The 12252-nt window shown below is 46.5% G+C and carries 14 protein-coding genes and 1 pseudogene; 7 read left to right on the top strand and 8 right to left on the bottom strand.

What is annotated here, in order from left to right:
• Positions 1–136 precede the first annotated feature (136 nt).
• On the bottom strand, positions 137–865 hold the full coding sequence (locus tag QUB06_RS29025) for a nitroreductase (RefSeq protein ID WP_333438225.1): 729 nt from the start codon (positions 863–865) through the stop codon (positions 137–139).
• A gap of 20 nt (positions 866–885) precedes the next feature.
• On the bottom strand, positions 886–1356 hold the full coding sequence (locus tag QUB06_RS29020) for a MarR family transcriptional regulator (protein WP_333438224.1): 471 nt from the start codon (positions 1354–1356) through the stop codon (positions 886–888).
• Positions 1357–1758: 402 nt separating this feature from the next.
• On the opposite strand from QUB06_RS29020, the pseudogene QUB06_RS29015 reads away from it, so the two are divergent.
• The 4 genes and pseudogenes from QUB06_RS29015 to QUB06_RS29000 all read left to right on the top strand — a co-directional run bounded on the left by QUB06_RS29015 (position 1759) and on the right by QUB06_RS29000 (position 5341).
• Positions 1759–2790, top strand: a pseudogene (locus QUB06_RS29015) (IS630 family transposase).
• A gap of 283 nt (positions 2791–3073) precedes the next feature.
• Positions 3074–3409: a photosystem II reaction center protein Psb28 gene (gene psb28 / locus QUB06_RS29010; protein WP_333161558.1), complete on the top strand. Its 336-nt coding sequence runs from the start codon at positions 3074–3076 to the stop codon at positions 3407–3409.
• 172 nt (positions 3410–3581) lie between these two features.
• A complete protein-coding gene (locus tag QUB06_RS29005; RefSeq protein ID WP_006632696.1) occupies positions 3582–4088 on the top strand; it encodes a MogA/MoaB family molybdenum cofactor biosynthesis protein in 507 nt (168 codons plus the stop codon).
• A gap of 320 nt (positions 4089–4408) precedes the next feature.
• A complete protein-coding gene (locus QUB06_RS29000) occupies positions 4409–5341 on the top strand; it encodes a methylated-DNA--[protein]-cysteine S-methyltransferase (RefSeq protein ID WP_333438223.1) in 933 nt (310 codons plus the stop codon).
• 54 nt (positions 5342–5395) lie between these two features.
• Here QUB06_RS29000 and QUB06_RS28995 read toward each other — a convergent pair whose 3' ends face one another.
• Genes QUB06_RS28995 through QUB06_RS28985 form a run of 3 tightly spaced genes read right to left on the bottom strand, consistent with a single transcriptional unit; the run spans position 5396 to position 6189 of the window.
• Positions 5396–5722: a hypothetical protein gene (locus QUB06_RS28995; RefSeq protein WP_333143692.1), complete on the bottom strand. Its 327-nt coding sequence runs from the start codon at positions 5720–5722 to the stop codon at positions 5396–5398.
• Complete coding sequence (locus QUB06_RS28990; protein WP_333438222.1) at positions 5706–6029, bottom strand: DUF433 domain-containing protein; 324 nt, start codon at positions 6027–6029, stop codon at positions 5706–5708. Before QUB06_RS28990 ends, QUB06_RS28995 begins: the two co-directional genes overlap by 17 nt.
• 28 nt (positions 6030–6057) lie before the next feature.
• On the bottom strand, positions 6058–6189 hold the full coding sequence (locus tag QUB06_RS28985) for a hypothetical protein (RefSeq protein ID WP_333438221.1): 132 nt from the start codon (positions 6187–6189) through the stop codon (positions 6058–6060).
• Positions 6190–6225: 36 nt separating this feature from the next.
• Here QUB06_RS28985 and QUB06_RS28980 point away from each other — a divergent pair, with 36 nt between their 5' ends.
• Positions 6226–7578: a cytochrome P450 gene (locus QUB06_RS28980; protein WP_333438220.1), complete on the top strand. Its 1353-nt coding sequence runs from the start codon at positions 6226–6228 to the stop codon at positions 7576–7578.
• A gap of 32 nt (positions 7579–7610) precedes the next feature.
• Here the strand turns inward: QUB06_RS28980 and QUB06_RS28975 are convergent, their stop codons facing one another.
• Positions 7611–7934, bottom strand: a complete 324-nt coding sequence (locus tag QUB06_RS28975) for a hypothetical protein (protein ID WP_333438219.1) — start codon at positions 7932–7934, stop codon at positions 7611–7613.
• A gap of 307 nt (positions 7935–8241) precedes the next feature.
• Positions 8242–9177, bottom strand: a complete 936-nt coding sequence (locus QUB06_RS28970; protein WP_333438218.1) for a class I SAM-dependent methyltransferase — start codon at positions 9175–9177, stop codon at positions 8242–8244.
• A gap of 332 nt (positions 9178–9509) precedes the next feature.
• Between QUB06_RS28970 and QUB06_RS28965 the strand changes: the two genes are divergently transcribed.
• Positions 9510–10412, top strand: coding sequence for a hypothetical protein (locus QUB06_RS28965; protein ID WP_333438217.1), 903 nt, complete (start codon positions 9510–9512; stop codon positions 10410–10412).
• 360 nt (positions 10413–10772) lie between these two features.
• Here QUB06_RS28965 and QUB06_RS28960 read toward each other — a convergent pair whose 3' ends face one another.
• A complete protein-coding gene (locus QUB06_RS28960) occupies positions 10773–10997 on the bottom strand; it encodes an addiction module protein (RefSeq protein WP_333438216.1) in 225 nt (74 codons plus the stop codon).
• A 234-nt stretch (positions 10998–11231) separates the two neighbouring features.
• On the opposite strand from QUB06_RS28960, the gene QUB06_RS28955 reads away from it, so the two are divergent.
• Positions 11232–12173 carry a glutathione S-transferase C-terminal domain-containing protein gene (locus QUB06_RS28955; protein ID WP_333438226.1) on the top strand — a complete coding sequence of 314 codons (942 nt, stop codon included), beginning with the start codon at positions 11232–11234 and terminating at the stop codon, positions 12171–12173.
• Positions 12174–12252 lie beyond the last annotated feature (79 nt).

The raw sequence follows: 12252 nt of genomic DNA, 5'->3' as shown, positions 1-12252 counted from the left end.
TCGGGCTTTCTTCTTGCACCGCTCGGAACGAGCCGGACTTCCCAAAAGCCCCCGCTTTTAAACGTGGGGTTCCTTACGGTAAATCCTCCGTGTAAATCTTCCGTTTTGAATGTGAATGTCTGTTCGTGAATGTCTGTTAATTGTGGAAAGTCACGCTTTCTTCGATAGGGGCCTTGTCGATCCGGTAGCGGTTGGCGGTGGCCGTCTTGTCGGGATAGCCGAATGAGATACCGAACAGCATCTTCAGGGACGGATCGATGCCCAACAGCTCGCGGATCGTGTCGGCGTAAAAGCCGAGCATCGTCTGCGGTATGCCCCCAAGCCCGTGCGCCGTCAGCGACAGCAAGAACGTCTGGCCGTACATTCCGATGTCGCCAGCCACTCGCACATCGTCGCCAAAGGAAGGCATGAACAGCAGCGCGGCGTGCGGCGCACCAAAAAATTCCAGGTTGTATCGTGCTGCGGTGCGGCGATCTTCGGTCGCTTCGCGCGAAACGCCAATCGCTTGATAGTAGGCCGCCCCTTGCGCCTTTGAGCGCTCGCTGTATACGCCGCAGAAATCGGCGGTGGAGAAGCTGAAATCGGGTGTCAGTCGCCCTGCCTCGTCGTCCGCAAGGAGAGCCTTGCTGAGCGCGTCGCGTGTCGCGCCGGAGACGATGTGAACCTGCCAGGGCTGGGTGTTGCAGTTCGAGGGTGTGCGTTGTGCGTCTTCCAGAACCGAGCGGAGCACAGCGTCGGGGACAGGGGTTGGCAGGAAACTCCGGACAGAATGACGCTCGCGCACAGTCTCTTTAAAAGACAAGGTTTGCGACGGCCCGTTTGCTAATTCGATGGGGCTGCTTGGTACAGGTGTTGTATTTGACATGGTGAATCCGAAAAAGGTGGTCATTCGGTAATCGAGTCGGGGGCGTTGGCCGAACGGGGATGACCTAGCCCGTTCAACGTGTCGCGAAGCTCGGCAAGGTCTTCATCGGAGAGACGGCAGGCCGTCTCAATCTTTTCAGGGATCGAGCACGCTGCGGAGCGGAGTGCCTCGCCCGCTTCTGTCAGATCGATAAGAACGCGACGTTCGTCCTGCAAGTCACGGTTGCGCGTCACCAACCCCGCGCTCTCAAGGCGCTTTAAGAGGGGCGTCAAGGTTCCGTTATCCATACCGAGTTCTTGCCCTACTTCCCCAACAGTGCGCGGGGTGCCCTCGTAGAGAGCGAGCATGACCAGAAACTGAGGATAGGTCAGGCCCAAAGGCTCAAGAAATGGCCGATGAAGCCGAATGACGCGGTTCGACGCACTATAGAGGGCAAAGGAAAGCTGCCTCCCCACGCGTCGCCGTTCGTTGATGTTCGAGTTGTTATCCATTTAAAAATCCAGTCAACAACTATTATATAGCACACTATATAATAGGTCAATAGCTATAATTCACTTTTTTTCTGGGTTTTCTGTGGCGACCCCTATAAGTGCGTGTTTCATAGGGCGTGAAATTGGCGTTTCGCCAGCTTTGGCTTGGTGAGCCGCTTGAGAATGAGGCGGATCGTGGACACATATACGAAGGCTTCTGGGCTAGGCGGCAGCGCCTCATAATCTTTGCTCAGAGGCCGGTTGCGACCCAGCTAGGCGAAAGTGCGCTCTATTTCCTTCATCTTAAGAAGCCTTCTCTCAATATCGATGCTTTTTTCTCCCTTATGCTTAACCTGAACTCAGGTTATACCATTTTTTTAAAGATGTGATAGACTTGTGTAAAAAGTAAAGGAGAGAATTACAATGTCTGGTCGTCCTCATATAAAGATTACCGAATCTGTAGAAAGTTTGCGAAAAATACTCAAACAACAAAAAAAAATTCTAGCTTATAACAAAGTCCAAATGCTTTATTTATTTCAGTCTAAACAAGTAGGAACTGTGCGGCAAGTATCGGCAGTTTTAGGTAAAAGTGAGGCGACAATTCATCGCTGGCTCTCTCAATATAAAGAGGGCGGTCTGGAAAATTTGTTAAAAAATCGGCAGGTTTTTGGTCGCCCAAAAAAGTTCTCAGTTGAAATAGCAGCTTCATTGCAACAAGAGTTGAGAGACCCCGAAGGATTTCGGAGTTACCAAGAAGTTCATCTCTGGCTCTGGTTGATTAAAGGAATAGCCAGTAGTTACCCGGCTGTATATTCTTTAGTGAGAGGTGAATTAAAAAGTAAATTAAAAATTCCAATATCTCGCAGTATTTCTCAGAAATTTACGGCAATTAATGAATTTAAAAATAACTTAGATCAACAGATAAAAGCTTTACTGGACAAGGCTTTACCTCAAGTAAACACATATAAAAAAGTCACTTATTGGTGTAGTGATGAAACTCGTCTAGGGCTGCATACAATTCGTCGGCGTAAGCTGACGCTTTCAGGCGTAAAGCCCATCGGAAAGCATCAATGGAAGTTTGAGTGTTTTTGGCTGTATGGCGCAGTATCGAGCGCTACTGGAAAAATTTTTTTTTGGGAGTTTTCGCATTTAGACAAAGTTTGTTTTGAAGCATATTTACAACTTTTGTCAAGACAATATCCTGCTGACTTACACATCATTCAAGTTGATAATGCACCAGCTCATAATTTAGGCTAATCTGAATTACCAGACAATGTTATTTTACTATTTCAGCCTCCGGCTTGTCCAGAAGTAAATCCCACAGAAAGAGTGTGGGAATATCTCAAAAATTCTTTAGCTTGGTCGGTGTTTAGTAATCTTGACGAACTCCGCACCAAAGTCCAGGAAATTTTGGCATCTTTCACCGATCGTGTCATTGGTTTTCTCACCGGATGACCTGGGATTTTACATTCTTTATCTCTATCACATCTTTAAAAAACTGGTATGAGATTATCTTGTGGAGTGGGCCGGAGAGCCCGCCCTGAAAGGATTATTGAGAATGGTGCAATATCTCAGAAGAACCAACCCATATCCCCTCGCCCTTGCCTTTGATTGCCTCACTCTCACGCACTCTCACCCGCTTCCCCTCTCCCAAGTCTTGATTTGCGAGTACCCGAATCGTTTTATGATTAAACATTAAGAAATTAAGCAATCCTTATTAAGGTTCCACTGTCAGATTATGGCTAAAATTCAATTTTCTCGGGGTATAGACGAAGATGCTGTGCCCGAAGTGCGCCTAACCCGTTCTAAAAGCGGAGAGCAAGGCACTGCCAGGTTTACCTTTGAAAATCCCAAAGCTCTCAGCAACACCAGTACCGAAGACATTACTGGAATGTACATGATCGACGACGAAGGCGAACTCCTCACTCGCGAGGTTAATGCTAAGTTCATCAACGGTCAGCCTGCGGGTTTGGAAGCTCTTTATATAATGAAAAGTTCTGCCGAATGGGATCGATTTATGCGTTTCATGGAACGCTACTCGGAAGCAAACGGCTTAGGATTTAGCAAGGCATAATTGATGGGGAATAGGGCATGGGGCATGGGGCATTGGTTATTGGTTATTAGTTATTTGATAATGAATAAGTAACAACGAACAAATCACAACTAACTAATGACTTCTTCCCTGTTCCCTTTTCCTGATTTCCTCTTCCTTCTTGCTTCTTCCTTTTTCCTTCAACATCTGTTATATGACGCAAATTCCTCACCCCGACTTATCTAAAATAACCGTAAATTGCGCTATCATTACTGTTAGCGACACGCGATCGGCTGAAACAGACAATAGTGGCTTGTTAACTAAGAAGCTGCTAAAAGATGCGGGTCACTCTGTGGTAGCTTACACTGTTGTTAAAGATGATGCGGCCAAAATTGTATTGCAAATGCAGGCTTTTTCCCAGCGTGAAGATGTGGATGCAATCATTTTTAACGGCGGCACGGGCATCGCTCCCCGAGATACGACTTATGATGTGATGGAGAGTTTGCTAGACAGGATTTTACCAGGATTTGGTGAGATATTTCGGTTTTTGAGCTATCAAGAAATTGGTTCGAGGGCGATCGCCTCTCGCGCAGTTGCAGGCGTGTATCAAGGCAAGTTAGTCTTTTCTCTTCCTGGCTCTAGCAATGGCGTGAAACTAGCTGTGGAAAAGCTAATTTTACCCGAATTAGTTCACTTGGTGACGCAGTTGCGCGGTGGGTGAGGGCGAAAGTTCGGTTAATTGATTGACAATCAAGCAATTTGGTTACAAGCCCCCCGATTCATCTGCGGATCGAGAAAAAAGCTCGCTCATCCTCATCGCAAGCCCCCGGGTTTATCGGTGAGGTCGCTTTCTTCAATCTCCTCAATCTCTTCAATCTCTTCAATCTCCTCAATCTCTTCAATCTCTTCAATCTAAAATCTAAAATCTAAAATCTAAAATCGCCTGACTGGATTCACCGCAAGAAACGGGTGGCTTTGAGCCGACTCTATGGCTAAAGTGAGGACACATCAAAATTCCCTTGACTACACTAGATGATTTCGATGCAGAATGCGAGTGTGTATGCTAGCGAAGATTATCACCGGATTGCTCGGGCGATCGCCTTTATGCGACAACACCACCTAAACCAGCCCAATCTGGCAACTGTGGCCGAGCACATAGGACTGAGTGAATATCATTTTCAACGCCTATTTACTCAATGGGCCGGCATTAGCCCCAAGCGGTTTTTGCAATATCTGACAGTTGAATATGCCAAGTCAAAAATCACTCAGACTAAAAGCCTTCTAGACCTAACATTGGACGTGAGACTATCGAGTCCCGGACGATTACACGATTTATTTGTGAACTTAGAAGCAATGTCACCAGGGGAGTTCAAAGCAGGCGGAGCAGGTTTGCAAATTCGCTATGGTATTCATGATACCCCGTTTGGAAAATCTTTAATTGCTACAACTACCCGTGGTATTTGTAATCTTTATTTCCTGGAGACAACAGACGAACAAACCGCCGCACAAAGATTGCGATTGGCATGGAAAAACGCTGAAATTATTCGTGATGAGCAAGCCACTCAATCATTGCGCGACCTGATTTTCAATTCAGAAACTCTCAGCGAGCAAAAACCACTAACGCTCTTGGTAAAAGGCACTAACTTTCAGATTCAAGTTTGGCGAGCCCTTTTGCAATTGCCATTTGGGGCGATCGCCACTTATCAGACTATAGCTCAACTGGTAGCTCGCCCAAATGCTGCTAGAGCTGTAGGAAATGCGATCGGTAACAATCCTATCGGCTATCTAATTCCATGTCACCGTGTGATTCGAGAATCTGGAGAACTCGGTGGCTATGGCTGGGGAGTAGAGCGTAAAACAGTCATGTTAGGTTGGGAAGCTAGCCGTACAATCTGCGGAACCACCCTCGCAGGAATAGAGCGATCTAACGGTGTGAATCACCCGCAGCAGACTACCTTTGATCCCAACACATAACCTCTGTGCGATCGGGTGCATTGGCGTTGTTGTGCTGCGTCGCCTAGAGAACTTTTAATAACCTCCGACTTCAATCACTTCCCCCGGAGTAATGGTATTCAACACGTTACGAGCATCTGGTATCAGAGGAAGTAAATCAGGAAGCCTGTTGCTCGATGCTACAAGAACAACGACTGCAACTCCAGCTTGCTGCAAGTTTTGCTGATAGCGCAAATTTTGATCTGTGGTAAGCAGAATCGTGAAGCCCTCTTGACTCATAAGCAGCAGTAATTCACCGTTCTTTTTTCCTGACCATCCCATCTCAACAACTGTGCGTATCTCGTAATCAGCAAGTTCACGCTTTAAAGGTCGTGGGGCACATTCATCAAGCAGGATTCGCATAGGCTGTCAGCATTTCCTTTGCTAATTCAAGAGCTGCAATTGTCTGTTCCCGGCTGACACTAGGGAAATGGTCTAGAAATACCTCTAATGAATCACCAGCCTCAAGATAATCAAGTAGGGTTCTCATTGGCACACGAGTCCCAACAAAAACAGGGGTTCCCCCCAGAATATCGGGGTCGCTATGAACAACACGGGATGTTAATGTCATCACAAATTCAGCCAACTGGCTACCAGCTTTTACAACAATTGTATCCCAAAGTCCTTTGATTTTCCTGAGCAGAATGCCCAAACGATCGCCAGCATCCATTTCATCTAAACCTACAACTGTTAGCAGTTTAGGCTGGGAAGCTAGCCATACAATCTGCGATCGATCCCGATAGCATTACTATTTTTGCTACTTGCCTTCGCGATCGATCGCAGATAAATTTCAGGGTGCAAGGTCGATCGAAAACTTCGGAGTATGTCAAAATACACTAGAAATATTGTGTTTCGCCAGTTTTGCAATGACGCTGCCTACCGGATCTCGTTCTCCTGCTTTGTTCCAAACGCTTTCGCTGGTAGCTGACCCGATCGCATTTTTCGATCGCTATTCTGCCAAATACGGCGATACATTTACCGCCCGCGTGTTGGGGCCCGCTTCGCCCCCCGTGGTGTTTCTGGGCAGTCCAGAAGCGATTCAGGCGGTGTTTACGACCTTAGCCGATGCCTTTGAGTTTGGCAAAGTGACCAACATATTTCGTCCCCTGGTGGGAAATGAATCCCTCATTATGAATGAAGGGCCGCGACATCTGCGACAGCGACAGCTATTAATGCCCGCCCTGCATCGGGAACAGTTGCACAGTCAAGGGCATTTGATTGTTGATTTGACGAAAAAGCAGACGATCGACTGGAAAGCCCCAGATGCGATCGCAGTCCGCGAAGAAATGTCAGAAATTTCGCTGCAAGTAATCTTGCAAGTCGTGTTTGGATTAGTGCCGGGAGAGCGCTACGAACGGCTGAAACAATTGCTCAGCAACCTTTTAGAGGCGATTACCTCTGAACTGTACTCGATGCAATTTTTCTTTGAACCGTTGCAGCAAAATTTGGGGCCTTGGAGCCCGTGGGGGCAGTTTTTGCAGCAGATGGCGGAGATTGACTCCCTGATTTATGCGGAAATTGCCGAGAGGCGATCGCATTCTCTCGATTCGTCTCGCACGGATATTCTGTCGGTGTTGATGATGGCCCGCGACGACAGCGGCGAATCCCTCGGCGATCGAGAATTGCGCGATCAGTTGATGACGCTGTTGTTGTTGGGACATGAAACGACTGGATCGGCGTTGACTTGGGCGTTTTACTGGCTGCATCAGTTTCCCGAATGTCTCGCTAGGTTGCGGAAGGAATTGGATGAATTGGGCGAGAATCCCGATCCGATCGCGCTTTCGCAGTCGCCCTACTTAACAGCAGTCTGCAAGGAAGCGCTGCGGGTTTATCCAATTGCCTTAATTTCGCAGCCGCGCAAGGTAAAACGGACGATCGAACTCGAAGGCTATACATATCAACCGGGAACGATTTTAATCCCCTGTGTCTATTTGGCGCACCGTCGCCCTGAAACCTACGAAAATCCCGCTCAATTCAATCCCGATCGCTTTTTAGATCGCAAGTTTTCCGCCTCTGAATTTTTACCGTTTGGAGGGGGGAGTCGAAGCTGCATCGGGATGGCGTTATCGATGTTGGAAATGAAGCTCGTTTTAGCAACGGTGCTGTCTTCCCGTGAGTTTGTATCGAATCTCGATCGGCCCATTCGTCCAGCCCGCCGGGGAATCACCTTTGTGCCGCCCGATCGATTTCGATTAACGGTTGTGCGCGATCGGCGTTAGATTCAGTGAAACGCCGTGTCAAGCAAGATATGTTATTCGATGAAAATCCCAGCAACTTTGTCTCCATTCATCGTCATGTGTGCCACAAATTCATCTCCACCATCGTCAAAACTCAGCTTCCACAAATAAATCGGAGAATTACCTTGTTTTATCTCACCAAAATAATTAATTGAGTATCCCTTTTGCAGGCGGGAAGCGAGTTGCTCGCTAACATCGTCAAACATTTTTTGTGTAATGCTCGCTTTGTAGCCTGCATCACCGACTGTAGTAAAAAGCTCGTAATTCTTCGATGCAGTAGCATCCAAGATAACCTGCAAACAATCGATGACGTTTTGAGAGGGGGCTGTCGGGTTCATGAAGATGTCCTACTTTTAGGGTTCTATCAAAATGTCTAACAAATGGCGCTGTGAATAGCTTCTACGGCTGTCTAATATCAAATCCGGTAGCATCGGAATTATTTATCAGTAGGGGGCGCGATCGCAGAAATTTTTAAATCCACAGATTAGACTATTAACACTCACGCACCGTCCCCAGGATTGAATAGTATCTATGCAACTTTACCATTTATAGCAGTTTTCAATCGAATTAAATAAATAAATACAGCTTTAGACACGGCACCGCCGTGTCCTACCCGATATCTCTACTTCACTCTACTGAAAACCGCTATATTGCCTCAGCAACAATAGTGCGGTGTCTGACTGTATTGCAAGTAATTGTCGGCTTTGCAAAACCCGAATCTACCAAAGCTTGCTCGATATCCAACCCAAAATACTGATCCAAATAAGGCTCCGTACTCTTGAGCAAAGTCAAAATGTAAGGAGGCATTTTTGCATAAACTTCCGACTGAGGATTCATATCCATAATTGTCAAATGTCCGCCAACACGCAGCAAACGCCTCGCTTCCCGGAACACTTCTCTAGTAGCTTTCTGCGGCAATTCGTGACAAACTAAACAAATAGAAACTAAATCAAAACCAGCCGCCGGCAAACCAGTAGATTCAGCCGCAGCGTGAACCCAAGTCGGAGATTTTTGATTTAAAGATTCCGCTTCTCGCTGTTGGGAACGGTATTTAGCAACGGCTAAAAAATAAGGAGACAACTCCACCCCAGTCATCTTCGCTTCCGGGTAAACATCCCCAAGTGCAAAGGTACTCATTCCCACACTGCATCCCAAATCAACAATATCCTGCGGTGAAGAAGCAATCTGAGATTTGATGACTTCGTGATAGCTGGCGCGGAGTTTTGCATCGCCTTCTGCACCCGCTTCCGGCCAAATTCCCGCATGAACTGTACGGGCGGCAACTTCTACTTCTGTAGCAGATTCCCAACTCATATTACCTTTTTCATAAGCGTGGAATGAAGTTAGATAATATTTCGGGTAAACAAGATCGGGATTTTGAACGCTGAGCAATTCTGCCTCCCAATTCCGAGCCAAAAGTGCTTGCGATTCTTGTCGCCAATGCACTCCGATTTTTTCAGCTCTTTTTATCATCATTTCCCGCGCTTGGTGCTTGGCTAGATTAGCCAAAGGCTTGATGGAAAGGACGCCATTTACTAAACGCGAGGCTAATCCCGGAGTTTTGTTAACTGCAACAGTCATATTTTATTTTTTTCGGTTTTGCGCCATTTATTTTACCACGTGGCGGGATTTTTGAGTTTTCAATATAATGAAACTTAACTTTGTGCTGGCGAGTGAAATGCAAATGTTTTGTGAAAAAGACTTTTTTTTAATGAACCGCAGAGGGCGCAGAGAACGCAGAGGAGCGAGAAGAGAGAAAAGATCAGAGGATTGCAAAACTGGATCTGGTCGTGTAATATTTATTTGTGCTTACCTACTTAGTTCTGGGGAATTTATCTGGAATCTGGAATCGGATTTGCCGAAGTTGGAGTAATTGGAAGAACACTTTAAATCTGGCTATTCAGGAGTTTGTGATGAGCAAATCTATTGTGGAATTGGTTGACAATTTGCCGTCGGGTGGCGTCACTGTGATGATGTTAAAATCTCTCGATTTTGTGGTTCCGGGGGAGTGGAACAATCTAACGGGTTTTGATAATACTATTCAAGCGGTGACAGGGGAAACAAAGCGCAAATTAGTTGAGAAAATTCGCGATCGCGCGATCGAGCTTTACGCTAACCCCAACGAACCCTATCAAGGCGTAGTCAGGCTTTACCAGTTAGCAGACAGCGCCGACAGTGCGTTAGGTGCAACGGCTATGGCGAATAAAATCGGCGAAAACATCGGCTTTCTTTCCTTTCTTAACCGCCTCACTCCCAAAGCTGACACTACTCAAACGATCGACTTGTGCGTCAAAGTGGCGATCGAGCTAATTGCCTTCTGCAAACTTAACAATATTTCCCTTGACAATGTGGGAAGCTTTGGTAATTATTTATCAAATTACAAAAGCGAATCTGTGATGCGGATGGCTGCTTTAGTTTGTGCTGACGGTTTAATTCCCCTTGGCCCGGACTTCATTAGAGTAGCACAAAATACCCTAGGCGGATTGAATCCTTCAACCTTGCAGCAAAACTCAACATTCCAAAATATCAGCAATCTAATTCCCGGCGCAAATAATTCACAAAAGTTCGGATTTGTGACAACTACTTTCGCTTCAGCCCAAGGTTGGATGAACAATTTAGTACAGTCTCGCGGCTTAACTCCCGCTATAGTTTTAGGCCATCTCAAGCAATACGTTGATGTTACTGATGACAAATTGGATTATGTGGCGGCGTTTTTAGACATGACTACCAATTATTACGAACATACGGGAATTCAGACGGTTGCTCGCCGATTGATCGATCGAGCTTATGCTGAAATAGCCTCTGGCAGAGACTAGAAAAGTCGTTCCCAGGTGAGGGAACCGAGGAAGGCATAGCATGGTAACGAAAGAACTGGTTAGGTTCGAGTTTGCCATGCTGTTGAGTCTCTGCTACGCCAGAAAAATGGCGGTCACTATCACTCGGCTTGATACAATGCGATAATACACAGCATAGGGAAAGCGACGCACCACGGATCGCCGAACATCGCGATAGACAACAGGATATGACTCCGGCATCTGGCAAATTCGATCGAGCATTTCGTCAATACAGTCTAAAAACTCGTCACCAAGTCCTAGTTGCTGACTTTCATACCAAGTTTATGCTTCATCCACTTCTTCACGAACTTCTGGACGGAATACTAACGCATAATTCATAGTTTATTTTCGTGCTTTGACTGAAGCTTTAACTTCTTCCCAAGTCAGCACATTATCAGGATTTGCTTCATAATCATCAATTCGGCGATCGATTTCCTGCTTTTGAAAGTCTGTCAGGTCTGGGTGAACCTGTTCTGCCGCTATACTGTCTAAAATTGCTTGTACAAGACGAATCCGCTCTTGAACGCTGAGGGCAACGATCTGATTTAAAGTGCCTGTGAAATCCATAAATTTGAGTTAAGCGCCAAGGACTTAGTAGATTATTATAACTCAAAACCACGATCGAGGCAGAGCCAAAGCATCTGCGTTCCCAGCCTCTTCCTGAGAATGAGGTAATAAACCTCGCAATGTGAGTTAAAATAAGCAAATTATGTTTAGCAAACCTCTTTTAATTGCATTGTGAAAAACAAATCGCTTCCTTCATCCGTAACAGTCAAGCTCGGCAAATTTGTCTGGACATCAATGTGGCAATTAATGATGTCAAAACTAGCCCCGCCCGATCGCACGGGAGCATACATTCGCCCCACCAGCAGTTTCCGCAATTTTGTCAGCACTGCACCAGACAACCCTCACGGGCCCGCTGCGGGACGCTATCGCCTCTTTGTGGGTACGGGATGCCCTTGGGCGCACCGCACTCTGGTGACGAGGGCGCTCAAAGGGCTGGAAGATGCGATATCGGTGTCGATTGTCTATCCCTCGGAAGGGGGAATGTGGGTGATGGAGTCGGAGACTTTTGGCTGCAACACGATGCCGGAACTTTATCAGTTGGCTTTACGGGGCTATCAGGGGCGGTGTACGGTGCCGGTGCTGTGGGATGAGTCGAAAAAGACGATCGTCAATAACGAGAGTTCGGAAATTATTGTGATGCTAAACTCGGAGTTTAACGAGTTTGCTAGCAATCCTCAAATGGATCTTTATCCTCTGGATTTGCGATCGCAAATTGACGAGTGGAATGAGAAGATTTACCAATCGGTGAATAACGGCGTTTATCGCTGCGGTTTCGCGCAATCTCAAGCTGCTTATGATTCGGCTTGCAGTGAATTGTTTGCTGTTTTAGACGAGATCGATCGCTCGCTCTTGAGGAGTCGTTACCTTTGTGGCGATCGGGTGACTTTAGCAGACGTGCGGCTTTTTACTACTCTATTCCGTTTTGATGCCGTTTATTACAGCTTGTTCAAATGCAATGTGCGCCGCATTCAAGATTACGAGCATTTGGGAGCTTATCTGCGCGATTTGTACCAGTTGCCGGGAGTTGCTGGCACTTGCGATTTGGAAGCTGTGAAGCGCGATTATTACGGCAATTTGTTCCCGCTGAATCCCGGCTGCATTATCCCCGCTGGACCCGATCCGGCGAGTTTGCTCAAAGCTCATGATCGACAAAATATTGATGTTATTTTGAAGTGAGATTAAGCAATATTGAACATCAAATCATGTCTGGCGATCGCCCGAGTCATCTCAAAAGGCGATCGTACTTATATAGAAA

The organism is Microcoleus sp. D2_18a_D3 (assembly GCF_036702455.1).
In the GTDB taxonomy this organism is placed as follows: domain Bacteria; phylum Cyanobacteriota; class Cyanobacteriia; order Cyanobacteriales; family Microcoleaceae; genus Microcoleus.
The sequence above is the reverse complement of the archived record's forward strand: the minus strand, read 5'-3'. Positions and strand labels throughout refer to the sequence as shown.